General features: G+C 64.7%; 27 protein-coding genes. 11 read left to right on the plus strand and 16 right to left on the minus strand.

Annotated elements, in window-relative coordinates; all coding sequences use genetic code 11:
* Positions 1-95: 95 nt before the first annotated feature.
* The 4 genes from ACVINW_RS31720 to ACVINW_RS31735 all read right to left on the minus strand — a co-directional run bounded on the left by ACVINW_RS31720 (position 96) and on the right by ACVINW_RS31735 (position 4,357).
* Complete coding sequence (locus ACVINW_RS31720; RefSeq protein ID WP_456754904.1) at positions 96-971, minus strand: PCC domain-containing protein; 876 nt, start codon at positions 969-971, stop codon at positions 96-98.
* 4 nt (positions 972-975) lie between these two features.
* Positions 976-2,616: an acyl-CoA synthetase gene (locus tag ACVINW_RS31725; RefSeq protein ID WP_456754905.1), complete on the minus strand. Its 1,641-nt coding sequence runs from the start codon at positions 2,614-2,616 to the stop codon at positions 976-978.
* Positions 2,617-2,827: 211 nt separating this feature from the next.
* Complete coding sequence (locus ACVINW_RS31730; protein WP_456754906.1) at positions 2,828-3,229, minus strand: SPW repeat protein; 402 nt, start codon at positions 3,227-3,229, stop codon at positions 2,828-2,830.
* A gap of 183 nt (positions 3,230-3,412) precedes the next feature.
* Complete coding sequence (locus ACVINW_RS31735; RefSeq protein ID WP_456754907.1) at positions 3,413-4,357, minus strand: tetratricopeptide repeat protein; 945 nt, start codon at positions 4,355-4,357, stop codon at positions 3,413-3,415.
* Between the two features lie 101 nt (positions 4,358-4,458).
* Between ACVINW_RS31735 and ACVINW_RS31740 the strand changes: the two genes are divergently transcribed.
* Positions 4,459-4,731, plus strand: coding sequence for a GNAT family N-acetyltransferase (locus ACVINW_RS31740; protein WP_456754908.1), 273 nt, complete (start codon positions 4,459-4,461; stop codon positions 4,729-4,731).
* Positions 4,732-4,825: 94 nt separating this feature from the next.
* Here ACVINW_RS31740 and ACVINW_RS31745 read toward each other — a convergent pair whose 3' ends face one another.
* Both ACVINW_RS31745 and ACVINW_RS31750 read right to left on the minus strand, forming a co-directional pair.
* Positions 4,826-5,617, minus strand: coding sequence for a fumarylacetoacetate hydrolase family protein (locus tag ACVINW_RS31745; RefSeq protein WP_456754909.1), 792 nt, complete (start codon positions 5,615-5,617; stop codon positions 4,826-4,828).
* Positions 5,618-5,727: 110 nt separating this feature from the next.
* Positions 5,728-6,141: a DUF3597 domain-containing protein gene (locus tag ACVINW_RS31750; protein WP_092114034.1), complete on the minus strand. Its 414-nt coding sequence runs from the start codon at positions 6,139-6,141 to the stop codon at positions 5,728-5,730.
* A 287-nt stretch (positions 6,142-6,428) separates the two neighbouring features.
* Between ACVINW_RS31750 and ACVINW_RS31755 the strand changes: the two genes are divergently transcribed.
* Complete coding sequence (locus ACVINW_RS31755; protein WP_456754910.1) at positions 6,429-7,340, plus strand: DUF2189 domain-containing protein; 912 nt, start codon at positions 6,429-6,431, stop codon at positions 7,338-7,340.
* Positions 7,341-7,570: 230 nt separating this feature from the next.
* Complete coding sequence (locus ACVINW_RS31760; RefSeq protein WP_456754911.1) at positions 7,571-8,386, plus strand: lytic murein transglycosylase; 816 nt, start codon at positions 7,571-7,573, stop codon at positions 8,384-8,386.
* A 26-nt stretch (positions 8,387-8,412) separates the two neighbouring features.
* Here the strand turns inward: ACVINW_RS31760 and ACVINW_RS31765 are convergent, their stop codons facing one another.
* Together ACVINW_RS31765 and ACVINW_RS31770 are read right to left on the minus strand one after the other, a co-directional pair.
* Positions 8,413-8,838: a DUF3574 domain-containing protein gene (locus tag ACVINW_RS31765; protein WP_456754912.1), complete on the minus strand. Its 426-nt coding sequence runs from the start codon at positions 8,836-8,838 to the stop codon at positions 8,413-8,415.
* Entirely contained in the window at positions 8,826-9,047 is a 222-nt protein-coding gene (locus ACVINW_RS31770; RefSeq protein ID WP_456754913.1) for a hypothetical protein, read from the minus strand. Before ACVINW_RS31770 ends, ACVINW_RS31765 begins: the two co-directional genes overlap by 13 nt.
* A 279-nt stretch (positions 9,048-9,326) precedes the next feature.
* Here ACVINW_RS31770 and ACVINW_RS31775 point away from each other — a divergent pair, with 279 nt between their 5' ends.
* Complete coding sequence (locus tag ACVINW_RS31775) at positions 9,327-10,379, plus strand: AraC family transcriptional regulator (RefSeq protein ID WP_456754914.1); 1,053 nt, start codon at positions 9,327-9,329, stop codon at positions 10,377-10,379.
* 104 nt (positions 10,380-10,483) lie between these two features.
* Here ACVINW_RS31775 and ACVINW_RS31780 read toward each other — a convergent pair whose 3' ends face one another.
* Positions 10,484-10,768, minus strand: coding sequence for a hypothetical protein (locus tag ACVINW_RS31780; RefSeq protein WP_456754915.1), 285 nt, complete (start codon positions 10,766-10,768; stop codon positions 10,484-10,486).
* Between the two features lie 730 nt (positions 10,769-11,498).
* Between ACVINW_RS31780 and ACVINW_RS31785 the strand changes: the two genes are divergently transcribed.
* The 4 genes from ACVINW_RS31785 to ACVINW_RS31800 all read left to right on the plus strand — a co-directional run bounded on the left by ACVINW_RS31785 (position 11,499) and on the right by ACVINW_RS31800 (position 14,728).
* Positions 11,499-11,651, plus strand: coding sequence for a DUF1127 domain-containing protein (locus ACVINW_RS31785; protein ID WP_016846063.1), 153 nt, complete (start codon positions 11,499-11,501; stop codon positions 11,649-11,651).
* Positions 11,652-11,810: 159 nt separating this feature from the next.
* Positions 11,811-13,244 (plus strand): methylenetetrahydrofolate--tRNA-(uracil(54)-C(5))-methyltransferase (FADH(2)-oxidizing) TrmFO, encoded by a 1,434-nt coding sequence (trmFO, locus tag ACVINW_RS31790; protein WP_456754916.1) that lies wholly within the window; start codon positions 11,811-11,813, stop codon positions 13,242-13,244.
* 5 nt (positions 13,245-13,249) lie between these two features.
* Positions 13,250-14,353, plus strand: a complete 1,104-nt coding sequence (locus tag ACVINW_RS31795) for a serine/threonine protein kinase (RefSeq protein ID WP_456754917.1) — start codon at positions 13,250-13,252, stop codon at positions 14,351-14,353.
* Between the two features lie 90 nt (positions 14,354-14,443).
* Positions 14,444-14,728, plus strand: coding sequence for a DUF1488 family protein (locus ACVINW_RS31800; RefSeq protein WP_456754918.1), 285 nt, complete (start codon positions 14,444-14,446; stop codon positions 14,726-14,728).
* On the opposite strand, the gene ACVINW_RS31805 is transcribed toward ACVINW_RS31800, so the two are convergent.
* The 5 genes from ACVINW_RS31805 to yajC are packed head-to-tail and all read right to left on the minus strand — an operon-like array spanning position 14,725 to position 19,005.
* Entirely contained in the window at positions 14,725-15,588 is an 864-nt protein-coding gene (locus ACVINW_RS31805) for a phytoene/squalene synthase family protein (RefSeq protein WP_456754919.1), read from the minus strand. The genes ACVINW_RS31800 and ACVINW_RS31805 overlap by 4 nt on opposite strands.
* A complete protein-coding gene (locus ACVINW_RS31810; RefSeq protein WP_456754920.1) occupies positions 15,585-15,968 on the minus strand; it encodes an Mth938-like domain-containing protein in 384 nt (127 codons plus the stop codon). The genes ACVINW_RS31805 and ACVINW_RS31810 overlap by 4 nt, the downstream gene beginning before the upstream one ends.
* A 5-nt stretch (positions 15,969-15,973) precedes the next feature.
* Positions 15,974-17,002, minus strand: a complete 1,029-nt coding sequence (gene secF, locus ACVINW_RS31815) for a protein translocase subunit SecF (protein WP_456754921.1) — start codon at positions 17,000-17,002, stop codon at positions 15,974-15,976.
* 10 nt (positions 17,003-17,012) lie between these two features.
* On the minus strand, positions 17,013-18,608 hold the full coding sequence (gene secD / locus ACVINW_RS31820) for a protein translocase subunit SecD (RefSeq protein ID WP_456754922.1): 1,596 nt from the start codon (positions 18,606-18,608) through the stop codon (positions 17,013-17,015).
* 40 nt (positions 18,609-18,648) lie between these two features.
* Positions 18,649-19,005 (minus strand): preprotein translocase subunit YajC, encoded by a 357-nt coding sequence (yajC, locus tag ACVINW_RS31825; RefSeq protein WP_021081225.1) that lies wholly within the window; start codon positions 19,003-19,005, stop codon positions 18,649-18,651.
* 191 nt (positions 19,006-19,196) lie between these two features.
* Here yajC and ACVINW_RS31830 point away from each other — a divergent pair, with 191 nt between their 5' ends.
* The 3 genes from ACVINW_RS31830 (at position 19,197) to ACVINW_RS31840 (ending at position 22,709) form a co-directional block, all read left to right on the plus strand.
* Positions 19,197-20,180, plus strand: a complete 984-nt coding sequence (locus tag ACVINW_RS31830) for an ATP-binding protein (protein ID WP_456754923.1) — start codon at positions 19,197-19,199, stop codon at positions 20,178-20,180.
* Positions 20,181-20,250: 70 nt separating this feature from the next.
* Positions 20,251-20,730, plus strand: a complete 480-nt coding sequence (locus ACVINW_RS31835; RefSeq protein WP_456754924.1) for a hypothetical protein — start codon at positions 20,251-20,253, stop codon at positions 20,728-20,730.
* Between the two features lie 281 nt (positions 20,731-21,011).
* A complete protein-coding gene (locus ACVINW_RS31840; RefSeq protein WP_456754925.1) occupies positions 21,012-22,709 on the plus strand; it encodes a porin in 1,698 nt (565 codons plus the stop codon).
* An 85-nt stretch (positions 22,710-22,794) separates the two neighbouring features.
* Here ACVINW_RS31840 and ACVINW_RS31845 read toward each other — a convergent pair whose 3' ends face one another.
* Together ACVINW_RS31845 and ACVINW_RS31850 are read right to left on the minus strand one after the other, a co-directional pair.
* On the minus strand, positions 22,795-24,183 hold the full coding sequence (locus ACVINW_RS31845) for a peptidoglycan DD-metalloendopeptidase family protein (protein ID WP_456754926.1): 1,389 nt from the start codon (positions 24,181-24,183) through the stop codon (positions 22,795-22,797).
* Positions 24,184-24,293: 110 nt separating this feature from the next.
* Positions 24,294-24,950 carry a protein-L-isoaspartate(D-aspartate) O-methyltransferase gene (locus tag ACVINW_RS31850; RefSeq protein WP_456754927.1) on the minus strand — a complete coding sequence of 219 codons (657 nt, stop codon included), beginning with the start codon at positions 24,948-24,950 and terminating at the stop codon, positions 24,294-24,296.
* Positions 24,951-25,178: the final 228 nt, after the last annotated feature.

Consider the following 25,178-nt stretch of genomic DNA (forward strand, 5'->3'; position numbering starts at 1 on the left):
CTATCCCTTCGCGGGTGATGACAGCGAGTGCTCGGCCATTTGACTGCTGGATCCGCTCCCAGTCCCGTCATCCCCGCGCAAGAGACTGCCCGCCCCTACGGCCGCTCCGCCTCCTCCAGCACTTCCAGCACCAGCTCCATGGTCATCAGCACCGGATTGTCGCCGCGCACCAGGCGGCCCTCGGCGATGCCGCCGAGATAGTCGACCAGCGCGATGTCGAGACTGGCGCGCAGGCGGCGATTGGCGTCGGGCGCGATCTGCCCCGCGGTCACCGCGAGCTCGGTCGCGAACGGCACAACGCTGTGGCCGTCGCTGAAGACCGCGCCGATGGTCGAGCCGACGCCGCCGTGCAGCCGCGCCCGCAAAATGCCGTGCTGGCGGCAGAAGCCTTCCAGCGCGCAGGCGAAATCCTGGTTCGGCCGCAGCCGCAGCGCGAAGGCATGGCTGGTGGTCTTCGCAGCATGCGGCGCGCATGCGACCGGACCGAACAGCTTGAAATTGGTCTCGCTGTCGGGCTCGGCCCGGAACGTCGCCCCCTCGATCCCGAACGCATTCACCTCGAACGGTTCGGCAACGAAGGTCTCGTCCGGCAGCATGTGTCCGCCGTTGCAGCGGCCGTCGGCCTCGGTCCACAATCCATGGCAATGGAAGAACGACGCGCCGTCGCGCTCGCCGAAGGTCAGCGCCGCGAGCTTGAGCCGGGTCACGCCATCGGGACGAAACGCGTCGCTGTAGAACGCCGCGTTGACGCCGTCCTTCGACAGCGCCGGCATCACATAGGCGAATGGCCCGAGCGCGCCGCCGGTCGCGTTCAGCACGCCGCCGGAAAAACCTTCAGCCGCAAAGCCGCGGCGCACGGCTTCGAGCAAGGAAATGCCGGCCTCGAGCACGAATGAAAACGCGCGGCCGCGCGCGGCGACCCATTGGATGCGCTCAGCATGCGGAGCGCCAGGCTGGGCGATGCTGCGCATCGCCTCACGCGCCCGTCGATTTGGCGATCACCTCGAGCAGCCCGCGCGCCTCGAGCTCGTCGCGGATCAACCGCTTCGGCACCTTGCCGTAGCCGGACTTCGGCAGCGCCTCCCAGAAGAAGAAGCGTTTCGGCATCTTGTAGCGCGGCACTTTCGGCGCGAGATAGGCGGCAAGCTCCGCCTCCGCGACCGCCTCGACGCCTTCGCGCGCGACGCAGACGGCGACGCCGACCTCGCCCCAGAACGGATCCGGCACGCCGAGCACGGCGACCTCGCCGACCGCGGGATGGGTCAGCAGCTTCTCCTCAATCTCGCGCGGATAGATGTTGGAGCCGCCGGAGATGTACATGTCGGAGGCGCGGCCGGTGATGTAGACGAACCCCTCCTCGTCCATATGGCCGAGATCGCCAGTGCGGAACCAGCCGTCGCGAAACGCTTTCGCATTAGCCTCGGGGTTGTCGTAGTAGCCGGCGAACACGCCGGGGCCGATCACGCAGATCTCACCGGTCTCGTGCGGTTTCAGCTCGCGTCCGTCGTCGCCCTGGATCGAGACCTGCATGCCGGTGCGCTCGAATCCGCAGGTGCCGATCCGCGCATGCGGGCCGTCCTCGGGATCGTGCAGGCCGGGCGGCAGCACCGTGATGTTGCCGGTGACCTCGCCGAGGCCAAAGTACTGCACCAGCACGCCGCCGAGCTTGTGCAGCGCCGCCTTCTGGTCCTCGCGATACATCGGCGCGCCGGCATAGATGATGTAGCGCAGCGAGGAATGATCGTGCTGGTCGGCGGCGGGATGCTCGACCATCATCTTCAGGATGGTCGGCACCGTGAACATGTTGCTGACGCGGTGCCTGGCGATCAGGCGATACGCTTCCGCGATGTCGAACTTCTCCGACGGCAGCAGGATGGTCGGCACGCCGCGCGCGGTTTGCACCAGCTGATGCACGCCGGCGCCATGCGACAGCGGCGCGACCACCAGCGAGGCGTCGTCTTCGGTGGTGCCGGGCATCAAATCGGCGAGATGGTTGGTGATCACGAACGCCATCTGGCCATGGGTCAGGACCGCGGCCTTGGAGCGGCCCGTCGTGCCCGAGGTGAAGAAGAACCAGCAGGGATCGTCGTACTCGACGGCGACGTTCTCGACCTCCGCACTCGCGTGTCTGGCGATGACGTCACCGACCGTCGCCTCGCCGAACGTGCCCCCCTCGCCGATCCGCCAGACGAATTCGAGCGCGGGGTTGGCAGCCGCCTTGGCATGCTCGGGGAAGTCGGCATGGCACAGGAACGCCTTGGCGCCGGAGGCCGTCGCCAGATAGGCGACCTCGTCCGGCATCAGGCGGAAGTTGGTCGGCACCCAGACCGCGCCGAGCCGGAAGGCTGCGAACATCGACCAGAACATCTCGTCGCAGTTCTTGGAATGCACCAGGATGCGGTCGCCCTTGACGATGCCGCGGGCGGCGAGCGCCGCCGCGAGCGCCGAGACGTTCTGGTCGATATGGCGCCAGGACCAGGCCTTCTCGTTCCAGATGAAACCGGGACGATCGCCATGGCGGCGGGCGTTCTGGGTCAGGATGTAGGCGAGGTTCATCACCCGGCGCGACACCCGCGCGATCCCGCCGCGCGGCGCGGTCACCTCCGCCCCGGTCATTGCCGCCCCGCCGATACGCACAACAGACAGGGCAAGGTCAGGACAGGCATCGGGTGTTTCCTCGGTCAGAACCGGGCGTCTTCAAGCGCCGCAAGGGGTTGCTGCCACCCGGTTTATCGCCAAGCGACGCGCCTCGGCAAGGCCTGCCCGCCGCGGCGCCATGGTACCGCGTGCTGGCGGCCGGCCAGCCCGACCGATCCTGCCCGAACCGCTACTGCGGATGCTTGGCCAATTCCTGTTCGCTCAGGTTCCAGTCCTGCCAGAGCTGTAGCGCGCCGATCAGGGCGACCAGCGCGCCGAGCAGGATGTGCCAGGCCTGCAGCGCCTGGTCCGCGGCGTAACCGAAGACCAGGGGCGATGCCATCAGCCAGAGGCCGAGCACGATGCTCGCCACCTCCTCCCAGCGATGCAGCGCGACATATTCGAGCTGGGAGATGCCGAGCACCAGCATGCCGACCATGAAGCTGTTGAGCACCAGATGGCTGCGCTCGAGATCGACGGCGCCGCTTACCTGCATCGGAAACCAGGGCGAGACCATGATCAGCACGCCAAGCAGCATGCCGAGCCAGTCCTCCCAGGGGCGGTGTCTGTTGAAGAAGCGATTATCCGACATGACGAACCTCCTTGCGACAAGGGGCATACGTCAGCGGCCGGTCCTGCCATTCCGCACCAAACGACCTTCGGGCCGCATCACGGGCGTATGTCTGGGCACAAACCTAATCGAATTGCATCGGCTCGCAAGGCCCGATCCGCCTGTGTGCGATGCGGCAGGGCCGGAGGCGGCAGACACCGTCGATCATCGCGCTCCGCCGAGGCGCGCCAGCGTCTCCTTGGCGGTCTTCAGGTCGGGCTGCAACTCGAGCGCCTTGCGCAAATCGGCCGCCGCGCCGGTCTTGTCGCCGAGCCGCAGCTTGGCCTGGCCACGGTTGTTCCAGGAATAGACGTCAGCGGGATCGTATTGCAGCGCCTTGTCGTAATCGGCGAGCCCGCCCTTGTTGTCGCCCTGGAACAGCCGGACCATGCCGCGGTTACGCCAGCCGCGCGCATCGGTCGGCGCAAGCTTCACAGCCTCGCCGTAGTCGGCGGCGGCGCGGTCGAGCTGCTCGGCCTCGCGATAGACATTGCCGCGGTTGATATAGGCGAGCACGTTCGGATCGAGCTTGATCTCGGCGGTGAAGTCGGCGATCGCATGCGCCGCGTCGCGCTTGCGGTAGTAGACGAAGCCGCGATTGCCATAGGCGGTGGAGAGCTGCGGATTGTATTTGATGGCGAGATTGAGATCGGCCAGCGCGCGGTCGAGATCGCCCTTGTTGAGCCAGGCATCGCCGCGGTTGTTGTAGGCCATCGCGAAGGCGGGATCGATGCGGATCGCCTCGTCGTAGTCGGCGATCGCATGATCGAGATCGTTCTTGAAGGCGTAGACGCGGCCGCGGTTGGTGTAGGCGCAGGCAAACGCCGGATCGAGCTTGATCGCCTCGTTGAGATCGGCGAGCGCGGCATCGAGCTCGCGCTTCTCCGTCAGTCCATGGCCGCGGTTGCAATAGGCCCCGGCCAGCCGCCTGCCGCTCTGGGTCTTGCCGTCGATGACCGCCGTGCAGGCAGTGACGCGGTCACCCGGGGCCGTCGCAGCGCCGATGCAGGTCTGCCAGCTCGGATCATCGGCGGCAGCCGCCTTCGGAGGATTTGGCAGCGTCAGGGCGGCGCCGAGCAATGCGGCGGTCAGGCAGGCCAAAATGCGCATATCGTCAATCCAGAAATGCCAATATGCGGGTTGGTCGCGGCTTTGCACCGGCGGGTTCAAGCGCTTAGATCAAGTCCTGTGAATCAAGTCAGGATTTTGCGATGGCTGCCGTCCGCGACAACAGGAACCAAAACCGCTTCGAGCTCGATACCGAGGGCGGCACAGCCTTTGCGAATTACCGTCGGACGCCTTCGGCCGTGATCATCACCCACACCGAGACGCCGCGCGCCCTGCGCGGCCGCGGCATCGCATCGGAGCTGGTCAAGGGCGCGCTCGAGCTGATCCGCGCCGACGGCCACAAGGTGATCGCCGGCTGCGGCTTCGTGGTCGACTACCTCAACAAGCATCCGGAATACGCGGATCTTGCCGGCTAGAGCATGATCCGGAAAAGTGCGAAGCGGTTTTCCCTCGCGACAAACGCCAAAGGCGTTTGCGCGGAGATCATGCTCAAACAAAGAACCGTCGACGTCAGACGATCTTGATCGACATATCGGGTAAGCCCTCGAGCTTGCAGAGCAGCACATCGCCCTTGACGACCGGGCCGACATTCTCGGGGGTGCCGGAATAGATGATGTCGCCGGCCTTCAGCTCAAACGCCTCGGAGAGCTTTGCGATCTGCTCGGCGACGCTCCAGATCATGTTCTTCAGATCCGAGCTCTGCCGCACCGCGCCGTTGACCGCGAGCGAGATCGCGCCCTTGGTGAAATGGCCGGTCTTGTCAGCCGGATGGATCGGCCCGAGCACCGCGGCGTGGTCAAAGCTCTTGCCGATCTCCCACGGCTTCTTCTCGGCGGCCATGCCGTTCTGCAAATCGCGCCGCGTCATGTCGAGGCCGAGCGCGTAGCCATAGACGTGGTCGAGCGCCTTGTCGGCGGGAATGTTGGTGCCGCCGGATTTCAGCGCGGCAACCAGTTCGACCTCGTGGTGATAGTTCTTGGTCAGCGAGGGATAGGGATGATCGGCGACGGTGCCGACCGCGACATTCTGGATCGCGTCCGTCGGCTTCTGGAAGAAGAACGGCGGCTCGCGGGTCGGATCGGAGCCGCGCTCGAGCGCGTGCGCAGCGTAGTTGCGGCCGATGCAGTAGATGCGGCGGACCTGGAACACCTCGGTGGCGCCGACGATCGGGATCGTGACCGGCGGGACCGGAAACATCGCTCTCGGCGCGGCCTCGGCATGGGCCGGCGCGGACTGCGCGGCGGCGCCGGCCAGTGCCAGTGCGCCGGTCGCAAGCATCGTCCGGCGATCGAGGTCAGTCATGGATCAGCTCCTTCTTGTTGCTTGTTGGCTGATCTATAGAGGCTCGCCGGTCCATAAAAAAGGGCCCGCGCCGGCGCGGGCCCCCCGTGTCAGGCGGGATGACCATCCCGTCAGTGCTTGATATCCGGGGGCAGCTTGCCGCCATTGGCCGCAAGCTTGGTCATCACCTGCTTGTGCAGCCAGATGTTCATGCTGGCGGAATCGTTGGTGTCGCCGGTGTAGCCGAGCTCCTTGGCGAGCTCCTTGCGGGCCGACAGGCTGGAGTCGATGTCGAGCGCCTTCATCAGATCGACGATCGAGGTCCGCCATTCGAGCTTCTCGCCCTTCGCGGCCACCGCCTTGTCGAGAATGGGGGCGACGTCAACCGACTGCGCGGGCGCCGCACCGGCCGGCACGGCTGCGGGAGATGGCGACGCGCTGCCGGATCCACCGGCCGGAGCTGCGCTGGTCGCCGTTCCGCCGGCGGGCGCGGCGCTGGCGCTGCTGCCGAAGATCGCGCCCATGATTTTTCCGAAAATGCTCATCGTTCGCTCCCAAGAGAGTTGAGATGTGAAGGCCACGCGGCAATGCGCCGGCTGACCGAGGTCGCAGTTGAAGTGTATCGCCCCTCCAATAGCTTGCCAATGCGACATTCACTTAAGCGTGAGTGCTTTTGCCGCGGTTTGGGAGTACCCTCACTACACAGTTCGCGACACGGCCAGTTCCTGCTCTGTCTTTCGCGTCTGGCTTGCTCGTGATCGCTTCGAGAGGCGGTAGGTTCGTGCCCGCGCGCCGGGCGCAGAATGCGACCGCCCAGAGGGAGACAACGACCATGGCCACACCATACCAAGGCAATGTCACATCGATGACGCAGAGCGGCAGAGACACTGCGTCTGCGCCGGTCATCCGCACCATCGGCCTGTCCGATTTGCATCAAGCGCTGCGTCTCGGCTGGGAAGACTTCAAGGCGGTACCAAGCCACGCAATCATCCTGTGCCTGATCTATCCCGTGCTCGGCATCGTGCTTGCGCGCACCGTGCACGGCTATTCCGTGCTGCCCCTGCTGTTTCCGCTGGCCGCGGGCTTCGCCCTGCTCGGCCCGTTTGCCGCCATCGGCCTCTACGAGATGAGCCGCCGCCGCGAGGACGGCGGGGAAGCATCCGCATGGGATGCCATGGAGGTGTTTCGCTCGCCGTCATTCGGCGCGATGCTCGGGGTCGGAACACTGCTGTTCGCCCTGTTCGTGACCTGGATCGCCACCGCGCAGGCGATCTACACCGCCGTGTTCGGCTATGCGATCGCGGCCGACATTCCCGATTTTGCCGAGCGCGTGCTGACCACTCAGCAAGGCTGGTGGCTGATCGTGGTCGGCTGCAGCGTCGGATTCCTGTTCGCGCTGGTCGCGCTCTGCATCAGCGTGGTCGCATTCCCCATGATGCTCGATCGCCAGGCGACCGCCGGCGAAGCCATGGTGACGTCGATGCGCGCCGTTGCGCAGAACCCGGTGCCGATGGCGGCCTGGGGCCTGATCGTCGCGGTGCTGCTGGTGCTGGGCACGATCCCGTTCTTCCTCGGGCTTGCCGTCGTGATCCCGCTGCTCGGTCACGCCACCTGGCATCTCTATCGCGAGGTCATCGTCAAGGATCCGAATGCACGGCCGGTGATCCCCGAGCCGCGCGAGCGCAAGCCCGCCGCCGACTTCCCGGCCAATTTGTTTCCGTGGCGGCGCAGTGACCGCGGATAGCATCGGCTAGACCCGAACTCGTAAACGTCAAAGCAACCGCCGGCCGATATGTTCGGCCGGCGGTTTGTCGTACCTGACCGTCAAAAAGGATGTGAAATTGGCGTGGCATTTGCAGCACGAGCTGACAAAAATGCTCGATCACGAGCCTTGTTTTGGCCGCTGTTGCCGCGAACATACCCGCGCCTTGCGCGACCACCCGATGACATCGCAGACTCCGGAGTGAATTGCCTATGACCTCTCGCATTCCCGTTCGCGCCCTCGCCGTTGGCGCGTGGCTCCTGACCTCGACCGCGTCCGCGCTCGCCGCCCAGTGCGGCACGGGCACGTTCGAGTCCTGGCTCGACGATTTCAAGAAAGAGGCTGCGGCGAAGGGCATTTCACAGAACGCGATCCAGGCGGGGCTCAACGGCGTCACCCAGGACAAGGCAATCCTGGCACGCGACCATTCGCAGCAGGTGTTCAGCCAGACCTTCGAGCAGTTTTCGGGCCGCATGGTGCCGCCGCGGCTCAATCGCGGCTCCGACATGATGAAGCGCTACGGCTCGGTGCTGTCGCGGATCGAAGAGGCTTACGGCGTGCCCGGCGAGATCCTGGTCGCGATCTGGGGGCTGGAGACCGATTTCGGCGTCAACACCGGCAAGTTTCCGACCATGCGCTCGCTGGCCACGCTGGCCTATGACTGCCGCCGCTCCGACATGTTCAAGGCCGAGTTGATGGATGCGCTGCGCATCGTCGAGCGCGGCGACCTTGCTCCGCAGGACATGCGCGGCGCCTGGGCCGGCGAGCTCGGCCAGACCCAGTTCATGCCGTCGTCCTACATCAAGTTCGCGGTCGATTTCGACGGCAACGGCAAACGCGACCTCTTGCACAATGTGCCGGACGTGCTGGCCTCGACGGCGAATTTCCTGAAGAGCTACGGCTGGAAGCCGGGCAAGGGCTGGGAGCCCGGCAGCGAGAATTTTGCGGTGATCCAGCAGTGGAACAAGAGCGAGGTCTACGCCAAGACGATCGGCTACTTCGCCACCCAACTCGCAAAGGCGCCATAGGGCACGTCGCTATTTGCAGCGCGTGGTCAGAACGATGCGCAAGTGGTCGAGAGCGTGAGGCCAACCGACTGTTGATGAAAGCGCTGCCTGTATGCGGCGCCGATCTCGGTCAGGCGAGCCAAGGTCTCCGGGGTCTCGGCAGCGATGATGCGCACGACAAAGGACTGCTCGTGTGTGATCCGACCCGTGTCCGGGTCGCGCCATTGGCCGGAAGCCCTGAGCTGGGTCAATCCATCCGGAAAGCGCGGTGTCACCTCCTTCAGAAGGAAGTCCGACCACTGGGCGTCCGATACGCGGCCATGTCCGGCGATACGACGCCCAAACAGCAGTTCGGCCTGCATCATCGACTTGCCATTGATCAGCTGGCAGGACGTTGCTGCGCCTTCGGCCTTGGATGTGTTGGTTCCCGCAACGAGGACAAGCCACGCCGCGGCGTGGATCAGTGCGCGCATGAAATTCGACCTGTGAGGTTTGCCACTCCGGCCGGCGACGTCTTGAGTGTTGCGGTCCGGTCCACGGTCCAGGCAAACAGGCGCATTCCGAGGAACACGGCCAGTGCACCGATGATGTCCGTGACAAGGATGCCCATGACAAGGATGCCAATGGCAAGCCCGACGTCGCCGGGTGCGGCATCAACATGCAAAAGTTGCACCAACGTCATCTAGATTCTTCTGCGAGCAGCTCGATCTTGCACGATAGGTTTAGCGACTTGTCCGCCCGCCGGCTTGGACAAGCGCGACAACGCATTGGATGAAAACGCCCCTGGCAGGTCAGTATCCGGACACGTTTGGGTCAATGGGACGTGAGTTCCACCTCGGGCTGCACTTGTCGCAGGGGCGAACCGCGGATGGAACAGACCTAGGGCGCTTTGACGCAGCCGAGTCGTTGGCTAGAAGCCCTGCGTCGCGTGCGTTTGTTGCCACCGACCCGGGTCACCTCGGTGAACCAGACGCGTCAATTCGGCGACATCTGTTGCGACAGCCTGAGTTTGCCGATGACCTCGACCGCCCACGACGTTGCAGTTTCCCGGTTCTCCCTGGAAGATTTTGCCGAGCAGGACCGTATGGCTGCGTGGCGTGATCTGTACGGCCGGCTGGTGCTGAAGGCCGACCTCGCGCCACTGCCGGATCATTCTTTGCATGCGGACGTGACCGTGCGGACGCTGCCCGGGCTGTCCATCACGTCAGCCAGCATGTCGGCGTTTCGCTACGAGCGGGGCGCCGAACAGTTGGCGGATGGCAACGACGGGCTGGTCCTGGTGATGGGTTCGCACGATGCCACGATGGTGCAGCGTGGACGCGAGGTCGCGTGGAGTGCCGGCGACGGCCTGTTGCTCAGCTCGGCGGATCCGGTCGCGATGGTCTGCCCCGCCCCGGCGAAGATTCTGTGCCTTCACGTTCCACGGCCGGCGCTGGCGCCGCTGGTGAGCAGCCTCGATTCCGCCGTGATGCAGCCTATTGCGCGCTCCACCGAAGCGTTGAAATTGCTGGTGAGCTATGTCGGGGCGCTGCAAGAGGATTATGCGCTTGCCACGCCTCAGCTACGGCACCACGTGGCTTCGCATGTGCACGATCTGATCGCGGTAGCGCTCGGCGCAACACGAGATGCCGCGGCTCTTGCCCATGGGCGAGGCGTCCGCGCGGCGCGGCTGCGCGCCATCAAAGCCGACATCATCGACCATCTCGACCATGGTAACCTCACGGTTGCGGCTGTCGCGCGGCGGCAGGCCGTCACCCCGCGCCAGGTGCAACGGTTATTTGAAGGCGACGGGACCACATTCTCACAATTCGTGCTTGGGCGCCGTCTCGCACGAGCACATCGATTGCTCGTCAATCCGCGCTACGCCGATCGGCCTGTGAGCGCAGTCGCCTTCGAGGTCGGTTTCGGCGACGTGTCCTATTTCAACCGCAGCTTTCGCAGGCAATACGGAGCGTCCCCCTCGGACGTGCGTGAGTCGGCGCGAACAGGGCTGATCATCGGCACGAACACGTGAACGGCGTTCGAGCAGGGCGCCCGCGCGGCCGGGCCGATCACGCTCCAGCCAAATCTAAGGGCCGATTGCCCCAGGCAATCGGCCCTCATCGTCATCATCAAACCTTACTTCGCCATGCTGGCTTCAGCAGCCTTGCTGAGGTGCTCGCCGCAGGCGCCCCACTTGTTGTTCAGCATCGCGTCCTGAGCGAGCGAGACTTCCCTCTCCGCCCCGAATTTGACCTCATTGTCGGCCATAGCTTCGACTGCGGCTTCGGTCTTGCCGAGGTTGGCACCGCTGCAGCCGAGGCCGGCATGGTGACGATGAGCAGCCTGGGCGGGCGCAACAGCGAAAGCAACGGCAGCCACGGCGGCTGCTGCGATCAATGTCTTGATCATGAGATGTTCCATCTTCTTTTCTTGAACAGACACCAGCGTGATTGCGGAATCTGCGGGACGATTATTCGCTGTTCACGCCACCGTTCAGAATGAACTTCGCGCGATACAAATGTGATAGGCGCGGCGCGCGTATCGCGCATGCGTTGCATAGTGTTTTGATTACAAGCCGGTAAGGAAGCAGTGCCGCAATAGCTTTGCTTACGGGTTCACTTAAACGACATCGACTTCCGATAATCAGCAGCACAAGTCATGCGACTTGGCGGGCGCGGGGCATTCCCCGCTCTTCCGCAGGATCGAATTACCTCTGCCGTCAATGCGGCTGATTGACGCGACATTAGCTGATGTATTGGGAAAGCCATATGATGAATATAAATTCAGATTAATGTCGCCCCTTTGCATGCGAATCACGCATGGAACACGCCGCCGTGATCCAGGCGGCAGAGCGGTGTCGAGACTTGATTTGACGGTCCTTAATTACCACATAGGGTGCGGCGACGGAGGCGGCCTCATTCCGGTAACAGACTGATTGGAAAGGTTTCCGCATGATCTGCTGTCGCGTCGGAACTTCTGGCTGGAGCCCGGTCCCGAGAACGCCGAACGGTTAATCGAAACTTACCGTGGCCATGCGTTTTCAGCTTAGCTGCATCGCAACATCGGAACTACCGCACTGCACTATATCATCTATATTCAGTTCAACGATGAGGCTTTGGAAAAGCTGAATCTGAACTACTAGGAGACTACCATGTTGCTCTCGCTCATCCGCATGATCCAGGCTTTCCGAGATTATCAGCGTAATGTCAGCGAACTGTCCCAGCTCAGCGATCGCGAACTGGCCGATATCGGCCTCGACCGCTCGGACATTCCGCGCGTTGCCGCCGGTACCTACAACGGCTAATCGGCCGCCAGCCATCTGATGACGGATAACGCCCGCTTCCACAGCGGGCGTTATCGTTTCCGGGCCGCTCCGCCCAACGCGAACCGGTATCCACTTCGCTTGAAAGCGCTTTTGGCGGTTTCAGATGCATATGGTCTCGAAACGCGCTAACGCTGCGCGATGACACCGCATCAATCCTCTTCCCAACCCGTGCACATCGTGGGCGCGGGGCTCGCCGGCTCGGAAGCCGCCTGGCAGGTCGCCAATTCCGGCGTCCGCGCCGTCCTGCACGAAATGCGCCCGCAGCGGATGACCGAGGCGCACCGCACCGACGGCTGCGCCGAACTGGTCTGCTCGAACTCGTTCCGCTCCGACGACGCCGCCAATAACGCGGTGGGGCTGCTGCACGCCGAGATGCGGCGGCTGGGCTCGCTGATCATGCGTTCGGCCGATGCCAACCAGGTGCCCGCCGGCGGCGCGCTGGCGGTCGATCGCGACGGCTTCTCCGCCGCGGTCACCAAAGCGCTCAACGAGCATCCGCTGATCGAGATCAGCCGCGAGGAAGTCGCAGGGCTGCCGCCGGCCGACTGGAGCAACGTCATCGTTGCGACCGGCCCCCTCACCTCCGCGCCGCTCGCCGACGCCATCCGGCAGCTCACCGACGAGAATGCGCTGGCATTCTTCGATGCGATCGCGCCGATCGTGCACAAGGAATCCATCGACATGTCGGTGGCCTGGTTCCAGTCACGCTACGACAAGGTCGGACCCGGCGGCACCGGCGCCGACTACATCAACTGCCCGATGACCAGGGAGCAGTATGATGGCTTCGTCGCGGCGCTGCGCGATGGCGAGAAGGTCGACTTCAAGGATTGGGAGACCAACACGCCCTATTTCGACGGCTGCCTCCCGGTCGAGGTGATGGCCGAACGCGGCCACGAGACGCTGCGCCACGGGCCGATGAAGCCGGTCGGACTAACCAATCCGCACAATCCTACGGTGAAGCCTTATGCGATCGTCCAGCTGCGGCAGGACAACAAGCTCGGCACGCTCTACAATATCGTCGGCTTCCAGACCAAGCTGAAGCACGGCGCGCAGCAGCGCGTGTTCCGCACCATCCCCGGCCTCGAGAAGGCGGAATTCGCCCGCCTCGGCGGCCTGCATCGCAACACCTTCCTGAACTCGCCGAAACTGCTCGACGCACAGCTGCGCCTGCGCGCGCAGCCGCGGCTGCGCTTCGCCGGCCAGATGACCGGATGCGAGGGCTATGTCGAATCGGCCAGCGTCGGCCTGATTGCGGGCCTCTGCGCCGCCGCCGACATCCGCGGCGCCGCGCTGCCGCCGCCGCCGGCCACCACCGCGCTCGGCGCCCTGCTCGGCCACATCACCGGCGGCCACATCGAAACGATCGACGCCGGCTCGCGCTCGTTCCAGCCGATGAACATCAATTTCGGTCTGTTCCCGCCGCTGGCCAGCCCTCCGACCAAGAAGCCGGACGGCTCGCGGCTGCGCGGCAACGAGAAGACCGTCGCCAAGAAGCAGGCGATGAGCGCGCGGGCGCTCGCCGACCTCGATCACTGGATCGCAGAACATCTGCGCATTGCGGCAGCGGCCTGACAGTCATGAGCTTGCCGAAAGACGACGACGCCACCCTGTCGGCGCGATGGAGCCAGGGCGTGCTGCTCAAGCGCGACGTGTTCTCGACCGTCGAGCGCGGCCGCTTTCGCGCCGATGACGGCGAGGTCGATGGCGTGCTGCGCCGGCTCGATCAGGTGCCGTTCTGGTCATTTGGGGTCGCGCTGCATCTGTTCTCGCGCGAGCGCCGCGCGCTGACCCGGGCACGCGACCTCGACGTCGGGCCAAAGCTGTTGTGGGCCGGGCGGCGCGCGCTGGTGCGCGGCTTCATCGACGGTGCGGCGCTGCATCTGGCGAAGCCACATGGCGACGTCGCCTATTTCCGCTCCGCCAAGCAGGCGTTGCGCAAGCTGCATCGCGCCGGCATCTGCCACAACGATCTGGCCAAGGAGCAGAACTGGCTGGTCGGCCGCGACGGCCGCGCCTATCTCACCGACTTCCAGCTCGCCGCCTGCTTCAAGACCCGCAGCCGGCTGTTTCGCATCGCGGCCTACGAGGATCTGCGGCATCTGTTGAAGCACAAGCGCAGCTACGCGCCGGAGGCGCTGACGCCAAGGGAGCGCAAGGTGCTGGCGAAGAAGTCCGCGGTCGCAAGCGTCTGGCTCAAGACCGGCAAGAAGGTCTATCAGGCGATCACGCGCGGCATCTTCAATTTCACCGACCGCGAAGGCGGCGGCCGCCGGCTGGTCAACGACGCGCCGGTGCTGATCGATTTGATCCGCAGGAATCCTGGCGTGCGCGACACCGCGATCGTCGCCTTTGCCGATCGGCGCGTCGGCGTCGGACTCTACGCCTTCGTCGAGGCCGATCAGTCCGCGCTGGAAAGGACGCTGCGCAGCGAGCTTGCCTCCGCCAAGGGCATCAAGCCGCCCGAACACATCCAGATCGTGCACGCATTGCCGCGCGATGCGGCCGGCAAGCCGCGCACCGAAATCCTGCAACTCGTCGCGATGAATCAGGTCGATCTGATCGAGCCGTTGATGCGAAACGACGCCGATCGCGAGTTCCTCAAGGACATCCTCGAGCAACGCAAAAATCTCCGCGATCGCTTCAATTTCGAAGTGGCCGAGATGGATCGGCAGGCGCGCTAAGGCGCCCGCAGTTCGCGGCGCACGGCCCTCGACAAACGCGGTGCGAACCCCCACTGTTGCAACGGCTAGCGCGCGCAAGGGACAAGTTTGATGCCACTCACCCGTGGCCGTATCGGGGGATATGATTCCGAACGCCTGGCGTTCGGCTTCACCATGATGAACGGCGATCAGGAAATCGAATGCCAGATCAGCGACGCCGCGATGGACGAGCTGGCCGGCACGCGCGGAACCGCGAGCATGGCGCGGCAGGCGCAATTCGTTGCGCTGCGCGACGCGGTCGAGCAAATCGCATCCGACATCTATGACAGCAGCCCGATGGTCCGGGGCGCGACGATCCGGATCTTCGCCAAGCATATTTCGAAGCAGAGCAGCTAGCTGCCGAACTCTTCGGTGCGCGCAGCCCGCCACAACGTCCACAGCGTGCGCAGGCGTGAGACCGGCTGCGGCCGGAACGGATCGTTGTCGGGCCCCCTCGCCCGGTTCAGCTCGCGCCTGACACAGGCGAGCGGCAGGAAGATCGGCCGCACGCCGGCCGGCACGTCAGCAAGCAGCCCCAATGCGGTCCTGAGATGGCCCTGCGCCTCGTCCGCAAGTTGCTCGACCGCAGCGCGAATGCCCGGCGTCGGCTTGCCCGCAAACACCTCCTCCCTGCTGCTGCCGTGCTGCTGCAGCAGTTCCAGCGGCAGAAACAGCTGCTGCCGCGAGGCATCGCGGCCCAGCGAGGCGATGACTTGCGCCATGCCCTGGGCGAGGCCCGCATGACGGACCAGGTGATCGATCGCCTCGGATGGCCGTGCGACCACGCGCGTCGCCTGCGAGAACAACGCAGCCGCGGTTGCGTCGAGATAGCCCTCGAGCGCGGCCAGCGACGGCATCGGGTCGTTGTAGAGATCGAACTGGTGCTCCTCGATCAGCTTTGACAATGGCGAGACCGGCAGACGGTGCGTGCGGATCGCTTGCAGCAGTTCTGCGGCGACCGGATTGCCCTCGACGCCGCCGTGCCCGGCACCGGCAAGCATGTCGGTCCACCATTGCAGCCGCATCTCGCCGGGCAGCGGCTGGCTGACCTGCTCGTGCACCCGCGAGACCTCGATGTTGAAGGCGTAGAGCGCGAGCAGCGCGCGGCGTTCCGGCCCCGGCAGGAACAAGGTCGACGCATAGCGCACGAAATCGTGGGTCCGCACCAAATCGGCGCAGAACGCCGCGCCGTCCTTTGGCGCTTCCGTCGCGCTCATGGCACCGCGATCAGCGCTGCCGCGACGCGCCGCCGCTCACCGAGCATGATGTTGTAGGTCCGGATCGCGGGCCCCGTCTGCATCGGGTCGAGCACCACCCGCACCGCGCGCAGCGCCTCGCGCAGGCCCGTGGGCGGCACCCAGACCTCGGTGCCCGTGCCGACGATCAGCGTGTCGATCGCGTTGGCCGCCGCGAACACCCTCTGCAGCGAATATTCGTCGATCTCCTGCGGCCTCGTGACCGGCCAGGCCCAGATCGAGTCGGGCAGGCACAGCAGCGAGCCGCGATGCGACATATCGGCAAACGCAAAACCGCCCTTGCCGTAAGCCTCGATCGGCGCCGACCTCGGAAGATGGGGAGCGTCCGAGGAATTGCTCATGCCGGCTACTTCTTGGCTGCCGCCGCGTCCGGCTTCTTGGCCGGCGCATCCTGCGCCTCGCCGCGCGTGGTGTGGACCCCGAGATAGATCAGGATCGGCGCCGCGATGAAGATCGAGGTATAGGTGCCGACGAGCACCACGCCGAACATCATGACTGCCGTGAAGCTGTGGATCGCCTGGCCGCCGAACAGCAGCAGCGCAAGCAGCGCCAGCGTCACGGTGACGTGGGTGATGATCGAGCGCGACAGCGTCGAGTTGATCGATTCGTTGAGCAGCTGCGGCATCGGCATCTTCTTGTAGCGCCGCAACATCTCGCGGATACGGTCGTAGATGACGACGGTGTCGTTGAGCGAGTAGCCGAGAATCGTCAGCAGCGCCGCGATGCTGGTGAGGTCGAAATCGACCTGGGTGATCGACATGAAGCCGATCGTCAGCACGATGTCGTGGACGTTGGCGATCATGGCGCCGAGCGCGAACTGCCACTCGAACCGGAACCAGAGATAGATCAGGATGCCGACGATCGCGAACATCAGGCCGAGCATGCCGTAGGCGAGCAGCTCGCCGGAGACGCGCGGCCCCACCACTTCGACGCGGCGGTAATCGACGGACTCGCCGAGCGCGCCGCGCACTTTCGTCACCGCATCCTGTTGCGCCTTGTCGCCGCCGGGCTGCTCGGCGACGCGGATCAGGACTTCGTCCGGACCGCCGAACTGCTGCAACTGGACCTCGCCGAGGCCAAGGCCGTTCAAGGTCGTGCGCATCGCGGCAATGTCGGCCGTGCCGGACTTGGACCGCACCTCGAGCAGCGTGCCGCCCTTGAAGTCGATGCCGAAATTCAGGCCGTGGGTGAAGAACAGCGTGATCGCAAGGATCGAGAGCAGCGCCGAGATCGGGAAGCTGATGCGGCGAAAGCGCGTGAAGTCGAAATGCGTGTCGTCAGGCACGATCCGCAGCGACGGCAGCAGGCCGAGCGCCGCGACGACGGTCAGCACGGCGATCAGGATGCCAAGGCCAATGAGAACGATATGAGTCACAACAGGCCTCTCAGATCGGCACGGTTTGCGGCCGCTTCCACCGCACCCACGCCGCGACGATCAGGCGCGTCAGGGTAAAGGCGGTGAACACCGTGGTGATGATGCCGATGCCGAGCGTCACGGCAAAGCCGCGGACCGGTCCGGTGCCGATGTAGAACAGCACGGCGGCGGCGATGAAGGTGGTGATGTTGGAGTCGAGAATCGTCGCCAGCGCCCGCTTGAACCCGGCGTCGATCGCCGAGATCGCGTTGCGGCCGCCGCGCAATTCCTCGCGAATGCGCTCGTAGATCAGCACGTTGGAGTCGACCGCGATGCCGACGGTCAGCACGATGCCGGCGATGCCGGGCAAGGTCAGCGTGGCGTTGAGCAGCGACAGCAGCCCGAAGATCATGGCGACGTTGATGGCCACGGCAATGTTGGCGAACACGCCGAACAGCCGATAGGTGATCAGCATGAACACGATGACCAGGATCGAACCGACATAGGCGGCAAGCTCGCCTTTCTCGATCGAGTCCTGGCCGAGGCCGGGACCGACGGTGCGCTCCTCGACCACCGTCAGCGGCGCCGGCAGCGCGCCGGCGCGCATCAGGATCGCCAGATCGTTGGCCGACTGCACGGTGAAGCTGCCGGAGATCTGGCCCTGTCCGCCGGTGATCGGCTCGCGGATCACCGGTGCCGAGATCACCTTGTTGTCGAGCACGATCGCAAACGGCTGGCCGACATTGTCGGCGGTCGCCTGCGCGAATTTGCGCGCGCCCGAGGTGTTGAACTTGAAGCTGACGATCGCCTCGCCGGTGCGCTGGTCAAAGCCGGGCTGGGCGTCGGAAAGCTCGCCGCCGGACACCAGCACCTGCTTCTTCACGATGTAGGGAACCGGCGGCGGCGACGCGCTCATCAGCCGCTCGGAGTCCGGCGGCACCGTGCCCTGATCGGGTGACACTGAGGTGTCGACCATCCGGAATTCCATCTTCGCGGTCTTGCCGAGCAGCTCCTTCAGATGGGTCGGGTCCTGCAGGCCCGGCACCTGCACCAGGATGCGGTCGGTGCCCTGGCGCTGGATCACCGGCTCGACGGTGCCGAGTTCGTTGACGCGGCGTTCGACGATCTGGATCGACTGTTCGATGGTCTTGCGCATCCGCTCGATCATCGCGGGCTGCGATACGGTCAGGCGGATCAAGCCGCCGCCCGCATCGGTCACGTCGACATCGCGCTGGCCGCTGGAGCCGAGCAACCCGCCGATCGGCTGCGCAACCTCGCGAAGCTTGGCGAGCGCGGCCGGAACGTCGGCTTCCTTCGCGATCCGGGCCTCGACACCGTCGTTGCGAATCTGCACGCCCCCGACGAACTGGATCTTGGCGTCACGCAGCGCCTTGCGGACGTCGTCGCGAACCTGTTCGAGCTTTTCCTTCTTCACGTAGTTGGCGTCGACCTCGAGCAGCAGATACGAGCCGCCCTGCAAATCGAGGCCGAGGACGAGACGTCGCTGCGCCCACGCCGGCCAGGTCTTGACCTGCGCTTCGGGGAAGAAATTGGGCACAGCGCACAGGCAGACCACCAGCGCTGTCAGGATGATCCCCAGCGCTCGCCACCGCGTGAAATACAACATCGAATTGACCTGTCAGATTCGGCAAAAGGCTCCGCGGCAATCAGCTCGCGGACGCCTCGTCCTTGGCGTCGCCCTTGGCCGGCTCACCCTTGGTCCGCACGCCCGAAATCATCTGGCGCATCTGCCGCACGCGAACGCCGTCCGAAATCTCGAATTCGATCTGGTCGTCGTCGACCACCTTGGTCACCTTGCCGACCAGGCCGCCCGAGGTCACCACGGTGTCGCCGCGGCGGATGTTCTTCACGAGGTCCGCATGGTCGCGCACCTTCTTCTGCTGCGGGCGCAGAATCAGGAAGTACATGATGACGAAGATCAGCGCGAATGGCAGCAGCGACATCAACATGCTGTTGGTGTCACCACTTGCTCCAGCCTGAGCAAACGCGGGAGTAATCAGCATTCGAACGATCCTCGGATAAGACGGGAAAGGACCGGCAGCGCCCTCGAGCTTCGGGGCGGTATGGCGGTCCGGACAAATTCGCGCGGACTATAGCGGCCGCGGTCCCAATTGCAACGTTAACGGGCCTTCATTTAGGGCGCTTGCGGGACCGCCGCCAGCCCGATAAGGCTGCGCCGTCAGGAACTGGACAAATGTCGAAAAAAGCCAAAAAAACCACCAGTAAAACAACCCGCAAAGCCACCCCCAAAGCGGCCGCCAAGCGTGCCGCAAACACCGCGACAAAACGCCCGGAAGCTCAGCTCGACGGCGCGACCGCCGAGCGGATCGCGAACGCCCTGGAGACCATTGCGAGCCGCCTCGCGGCCAACTCCCCGGCCCCCGATCCGGCCGAGTCGTTTGCCGCCGCGGACGCCTTTGTCTGGCATCCGGACGGCCGCCTGGCGCCGGTGCCGCGTGTCAGCCGCGTCGAGATCGCCCTGCTCAAGGGCGTCGACCGGATGCGCGACATCCTGATGGAGAATACCGAGCGCTTCGCCGACGGGCTGCCCGCCAACAATGCGCTGCTGTGGGGCGCCCGCGGCATGGGCAAGTCGTCGCTGGTCAAGGCCACTCACGCCAGCATCAATGTCGACCGCAAGCCGGCCGACCGGCTGAAGCTGATCGAGATCCACCGCGAGGACATCGAGAGCCTGCCCGGCCTGATGGAGCTTTTGCGCAGCTCCGCCTTCCGCTTCATCGTGTTCTGCGACGACCTCTCCTTCGACGGCAATGACGCGTCGTACAAATCGCTCAAGGCCGTGCTGGAAGGCGGTATCGAGGGGCGCCCCGACAACGTCATCCTCTATGCGACCTCGAACCGCCGGCATCTGTTGGCGCGCGAGATGATCGAGAACGAGCGTTCGACCGCGATCAATCCGGGCGAAGCCGTCGAGGAGAAGGTGTCGCTGTCGGATCGCTTCGGCCTCTGGCTCGGCTTCCACCGCTGCAGCCAGGACGAGTACCTCGCGATGGTGAAGGGCTATTGCGACCATTACGGTATCAAGATCGCCGAGGACGAACTCGAGCGCGAGGCGCTCGAATGGTCGACCACCCGCGGATCGCGCTCGGGCCGCGTCGCCTGGCAGTACACGCAGGAGCTCGCCGGCCGGCTCGGCGTACGGCTGAGCGGCAAGTAGCCCCGATCGCGCTTCGCGCATTCCCGCAGACGGCCTTCTGAATCCGGCGCGGCATGGGTACACTCTATTCATGCCGGCCGACCCAAGCGCGACTGCGAGACGATGTGGCGAGTGCACCGCCTGCTGCGATGGCTGGCTGAAGATCAGGATTCGCGACCACGACGTCCATCCGGGGCATCCCTGTCCCTTCAGTGGCGCCGGCCAATGCGCGATCTACAACGAGCGCCCGGTCGACCCCTGCCGGAATTTCGTCTGCGGTTGGCTGGCTCCAACGAGCCCGCTGCCCGAATGGATGCGTCCGGATAAGTCCGATCTCATCTTCCTTCCCGCGAGCTTCGTCTGGCGCACCATTCCGGTTGACGTCGCGGTTGCCGTCGGCATGCGTCCGAAAGCAAAGGCCCGCGCCTGGCTCGAAGCCTTCAGCCGCGACAATCGCCGTCCCCTGCTGCTGCAATCGGATGGGGAGTGGCACGCGAATGGACCACCGCAATTCCTGCGCGACATGGTCGAGCGTCTGGCCGACGAGCGAGGCCCCTGGTCGCCGATCTAAGCCGCTCCAGAGGATCGAATCGGTCTCCGCGAAAGCTATTTCTGGAATCCATTATGCCAGAAAGGTACAAAATTTTGCGCCGCAACCATAATTTGTCAGCACACCTGTCCAAATCAATGTGTCTCATTTTCTCAAGCAAATTCTGCTGCTTGGGAATTTCCTGAATTCTATTCCCGAACCACCATGCGACAAATTGATGCAGTGCAATAGTATCATTGTACCTCTTATGTCACAGCGGATGATTATCTCGGTCGCGCGCATGGCATCCATGTATCTGGTGTTTGGTATACATTAACGTTCCTTCACTTTGTAAACGCCCAGCAACCCGCTGCGGCGATCGGCAAAGGGGGGATCAGATGAAGAAGGGATTTCTCGCCGGAACCGCATTCACGGCGATCTGCCTCGTGCTCGCGCAACAGCCTGCACGGGCGGCAACACTGGACGATGTGATGGCGCGTCTGGATGCACTCGAACGAAACAATGCGAAACTTGCCAAGGAGAATGCGCAGCTAAGGGATCGCGTGAATCATATCGCGAGCCGCCCCGCCGAGCCTGCTGCGACGGCCTCGCCGCCAAAGGGAAACCCGGTGCAGCACGCCTCGGTCGCGCCCTCCCCGAAGCCGCCCGAGCGCCCCGTCGTCAGCATCGGCGGCGCGCCGCTCTACAGCAAGGCGCCGGGTGGCAACGCCTTCGTCGACAACACGACCGTCACGCTCTACGGCCACGTCGATCTGTCGGGTGACGTCTTCAACCCCGGCGTGTTCGATCAAGGCACCAAGACCGGAGTGGCGAGCAACCTCACCTTTTTCGGCATTCACGCCCGCCATGATCTTGAACCGTATGGTTACGCCGGCTGGGCCGCCGTCGCCCAGTTTGAATCGCTGGTCGAAGTCGCCGCGGTTCCGACCGAACGTGCCGCGTTTGGAACGCGCGACAGCTTCATCGGGATGCAAACGCCGTGGGGCACCATCAAGGCCGGCAAATCGGATACGCCCTACAAGAAATCCACATCGAAGTTCGATCCGTTCTCGGCGACGCTTGGCGACTACAATTCGATCATGGGCAATACCGGCGGCGACCTGCGTGCGGAGTTCGATTGGCGCGCAGCGCATGCGGTCTGGTACGAATCGCCGGTCTGGAACGGCTTCCAGGCAACCTTGATGGCCTCGCCGGGACAGAACACCGCGAGAGACAACAGCGACTTCGCACTCGGCGATTTCAACTGCCCCGGCACGTCTGCGCGCGGCAGCGGCAGCGGCTTCCCGCTGACATCGGCGCCGGAAGGCTGCACCGACGGCTCCTACGGCAATCTCTACAGCGCCTCGCTGACCTACAATCAGGGGCCGTTCACGGCGATCGCCGCCTACGAGATGCATGAAGGCACCAACCGCACCGGCGACGAGGCCGTCACGCCCTTGAGTAATGGCGGTGTGTTGATCGTGCCGCCGGGAGCCGTCGGCATCGCCAACGAATGGGCCGCGAAGATCGGTGGCGGCTATCGCTTCGACGACGGCATCGGCAAGCTGCAGCTCTACGGCATCTACGAAGTCATGCGACGCGAGAACACGGTGGCCGACTTCAACGAGCGGTCGCGCGACGGCTATTTCATAAGCGCCACCCAGAGCATCGGCGCTTGGGATGTCAGCGGGTCATGGGCTCACGCCAACGCCTCACCCGGTTCGCCCGGGACAGGCGTGTTCAACAATTACACCGTCACTCCGGCAGCAGGATCGGCCGACTTTGCCCTGAACACGTTGGACAGCAGCGCCGATCAATATGCAGCAGGCGTCAAGTACCATTTCAGCCCGGTGGTGGCGTGGTATCTCGTCGGCAGCTATCTGCGCAACGGCCCCGGCGCGCATTACTGCCTCGGCGTGAGCGGTCATGGTTACGGCGTGTGCGGACGCGACGCCAACAACAACGTGGTCGCCGGCAACAAGGCGAGCGCGGTGACAACCGGCATGACGTTCGACTTCTAATCAAAACAAAACGGGGGAAGCTTGCGCCTCCCCCGTTGTCTTTGTTGTGAGACTTGGAAGTCCCTTCGAAGTCCGGACGCGTGACTTACGCGCCGTTGAGGAACTGGAGCGGATCGACCGGGGACGATCCCTTGCGAATTTCGAAATGAAGCTGCGGCGAGCCCGCCTCGCCCGACTGGCCCGACTTGGCGATCACCTGGCCGCGCTTGATGGTATCGCCGCGCTTCACCAGGAGCTCGCTGGCATGGGCGTAGGCGGTGACGTAACCGTTGGAATGGCGCACCAGCACCAGATTGCCGTAGCCCTTCAGCTCATTGCCGGAGTAAGCGACGACGCCGTCTTCGGCCGCCTTCACCGGCGTGCCTTCGGGCACCGCGACGTTGATGCCGTCATTGACCTTGCCGTTGGTCTTCGAACCGTAGGCGGTGATGACTTTGCCGCGCACCGGCCAGCGGAAGGTCGGCAATGCGCCGGTGGCCTCGCTCGACTTGGCGGCGACAGGCGCCTCAGCGGCGGCGGCCGGCTGTTCCACGGTTGCAGTCGGCTGCACCAGCCGTGCGCTCTGCTGCGGCTGCGCAGTGGCGACGACCTTCGGAGCCGCCACGGCCGGCGCAGGCGCCGCGGTCACAACCGGTGCGGCAGCAACGGGTTGCGCAACCGGTGCTGGAGCCGCCATCGCGGTCTTGGCACCGGGCACCACGAGCTTCATGCCGAGGCTGAGCCTCGCCGACTGGTCGAGATTGTTGGCGCGGGCGAGCTCGGCCACCGGAATGTGGTGCTGGCGCGCGATGCTGTGCAGCGTGTCGCCGCGGTTGACATAGTGGACGCCGGAAGGCGCTGCCGCCGCGGCAACCGGACGCGTGGCAGGAGCCGCCATCGCAGGCGCCGCGGCGACGGCCCCCGCGTGCGGAATGATCAGCTGCTGGCCGGGCGACAGCGCGCGCGGTCCCTTGTAGCCGTTGGCGCGGAGGATCTCGGCGGTTGAGACGTTGTAGCGACGCGCCAGCACCTCCAGCGTATCGCTGGTGCCGACGATGATGGTGGTGCCGCTGTGTCCGGCATGCGCTGCGGCGACCGAACGCGGAACGGTGCCGGTGGTCTCGATCTGCGGCCGCGCCGGCGGCGGGGTGTAGGACGAAAGCCCACGGCCGCCTCCGGAGACGCCGGCGTTGCCGTTGGCAACCGGATAGGACTGCGGCGCTGCGACCGGCGGCGGCAACGGCTGCGACTGGTACTGCGAATATTGCGGCTGCGTTCGCGGCCGCGCGTATTGCGGCAGCTCGCGCGGCGGCGGTGCCTGCTGCACCGTGCCGGTCGGCTGCGGATCAAACGCAAACGGATTTTGCGAGTAGGAGTTTTGCGAGAAGCGCGACGACATATCGGCGCTGCAACCGGCAAAAGCCATGGACATCAGCGCCAGCACCGCAACCTGCGGTACGCGACGCGAGCGAAGCAACTCAACAACCCCAGACATGGTTACTCACTCGTACGCAACAAAAGACTGTTTTGAGTAAACACCTCGCGAGTAAATAACCGCTTAACCCTGCGAATAAGGCGTTGGTGCCAAGCAGCAAATCGCCAAACTTACAATTCGCGCGCGATTCCCTGCAGCGCCGGCACGAAGCGGACGTCGACCAGTTCCTTGCGGTCGAAGCCGTTTGCTGTCCGCACCATCCTGACCAGGGTCTGAGTGCCCTGATGCGGACCGACCGGGGCGATCAGGACGCCACCCGGCTCGAGCCGCTCCAGCAGCTTCTCAGGCACCTGCTCCATCGCCGCGGTGACGATGATGCGGTCGAAATCGCCCGCCCCGGCCGGGACCTCGAAGCCGTCGCCGAACAGCACCTCGATATTGTAGTAGCCCAGCTTCTCGAGGCGCTTGCGGGCGCCGTCCGCCAACGTCCGGTAGCGCTCGATGGTCAGGACCTGCTTGCACAGCCGGGACAGCACGGCCGCCTGGTAACCCGACCCGGTGCCGATCTCGAGCACGCGGTGGTCCTTCTGCAGCTGCAGCTGCTCGGTCATGTAGGCCACGACGAAGGGCTGGCTGATGGTCTGCCCGCAGGCGATCGCAAGCGCGCTGTCGCGATAAGCATAGTTGCGATCGCGCGGATCGACGAACACCTCGCGCGGCACCTCCTCCATGGTACGCAGCACCGCCTGATCGCTCACCCCCCGCCGCCGCAGGGTGAGTTGAAACATCATCTTCTCGGTCGGATCGGGGGTTACGGCCATGTTCATCAGCTAATCTGGGCAGTAGCGGACTCTCACTCAGCTTGATGCCATTGAAATCCGAAATACCGCGTTAAGGAAAAATTTCCCGTCACCCTTTGTTCCCGGTCAGGAACCGGTACGCCGATTCCGGGTTGGCGCCGGTGCGGCAGCTTCCCATATAATGCGGGCGCGATGCGCGGGTCAGCGCCGGACGGCGCGGACCAGGGCTTTTTGGTCGAGCCGCCACTCGTCCAC

It is taken from the genome of Bradyrhizobium sp. USDA 4461 (assembly GCF_054055655.1).

Bases quoted from the DNA above. Each gene is read 5' to 3' on its own strand.
- ACVINW_RS31720 (WP_456754904.1), bottom strand. From the start codon at position 971: ATGCGCAGCATCGCCCAGCCTGGCGCTCCGCATGCTGAGCGCATCCAA.
- ACVINW_RS31725 (WP_456754905.1), bottom strand. From the start codon at position 2,616: ATGACCGGGGCGGAGGTGACCGCGCCGCGCGGCGGGATCGCGCGGGTG.
- ACVINW_RS31730 (WP_456754906.1), bottom strand. From the start codon at position 3,229: ATGTCGGATAATCGCTTCTTCAACAGACACCGCCCCTGGGAGGACTGG.
- ACVINW_RS31735 (WP_456754907.1), bottom strand. From the start codon at position 4,357: ATGCGCATTTTGGCCTGCCTGACCGCCGCATTGCTCGGCGCCGCCCTG.
- ACVINW_RS31740 (WP_456754908.1), top strand. From the start codon at position 4,459: ATGGCTGCCGTCCGCGACAACAGGAACCAAAACCGCTTCGAGCTCGAT.
- ACVINW_RS31745 (WP_456754909.1), bottom strand. From the start codon at position 5,617: ATGACTGACCTCGATCGCCGGACGATGCTTGCGACCGGCGCACTGGCA.
- ACVINW_RS31750 (WP_092114034.1), bottom strand. From the start codon at position 6,141: ATGAGCATTTTCGGAAAAATCATGGGCGCGATCTTCGGCAGCAGCGCC.
- ACVINW_RS31755 (WP_456754910.1), top strand. From the start codon at position 6,429: ATGGCCACACCATACCAAGGCAATGTCACATCGATGACGCAGAGCGGC.
- ACVINW_RS31760 (WP_456754911.1), top strand. From the start codon at position 7,571: ATGACCTCTCGCATTCCCGTTCGCGCCCTCGCCGTTGGCGCGTGGCTC.
- ACVINW_RS31765 (WP_456754912.1), bottom strand. From the start codon at position 8,838: ATGCGCGCACTGATCCACGCCGCGGCGTGGCTTGTCCTCGTTGCGGGA.
- ACVINW_RS31770 (WP_456754913.1), bottom strand. From the start codon at position 9,047: ATGACGTTGGTGCAACTTTTGCATGTTGATGCCGCACCCGGCGACGTC.
- ACVINW_RS31780 (WP_456754915.1), bottom strand. From the start codon at position 10,768: ATGGAACATCTCATGATCAAGACATTGATCGCAGCAGCCGCCGTGGCT.
- ACVINW_RS31785 (WP_016846063.1), top strand. From the start codon at position 11,499: ATGTTGCTCTCGCTCATCCGCATGATCCAGGCTTTCCGAGATTATCAG.
- trmFO (WP_456754916.1), top strand. From the start codon at position 11,811: ATGACACCGCATCAATCCTCTTCCCAACCCGTGCACATCGTGGGCGCG.
- ACVINW_RS31795 (WP_456754917.1), top strand. From the start codon at position 13,250: ATGAGCTTGCCGAAAGACGACGACGCCACCCTGTCGGCGCGATGGAGC.
- ACVINW_RS31800 (WP_456754918.1), top strand. From the start codon at position 14,444: ATGCCACTCACCCGTGGCCGTATCGGGGGATATGATTCCGAACGCCTG.
- ACVINW_RS31805 (WP_456754919.1), bottom strand. From the start codon at position 15,588: ATGAGCGCGACGGAAGCGCCAAAGGACGGCGCGGCGTTCTGCGCCGAT.
- ACVINW_RS31810 (WP_456754920.1), bottom strand. From the start codon at position 15,968: ATGAGCAATTCCTCGGACGCTCCCCATCTTCCGAGGTCGGCGCCGATC.
- secD (WP_456754922.1), bottom strand. From the start codon at position 18,608: ATGTTGTATTTCACGCGGTGGCGAGCGCTGGGGATCATCCTGACAGCG.
- yajC (WP_021081225.1), bottom strand. From the start codon at position 19,005: ATGCTGATTACTCCCGCGTTTGCTCAGGCTGGAGCAAGTGGTGACACC.
- ACVINW_RS31830 (WP_456754923.1), top strand. From the start codon at position 19,197: ATGTCGAAAAAAGCCAAAAAAACCACCAGTAAAACAACCCGCAAAGCC.
- ACVINW_RS31835 (WP_456754924.1), top strand. From the start codon at position 20,251: ATGCCGGCCGACCCAAGCGCGACTGCGAGACGATGTGGCGAGTGCACC.
- ACVINW_RS31845 (WP_456754926.1), bottom strand. From the start codon at position 24,183: ATGTCTGGGGTTGTTGAGTTGCTTCGCTCGCGTCGCGTACCGCAGGTT.
- ACVINW_RS31850 (WP_456754927.1), bottom strand. From the start codon at position 24,950: ATGAACATGGCCGTAACCCCCGATCCGACCGAGAAGATGATGTTTCAA.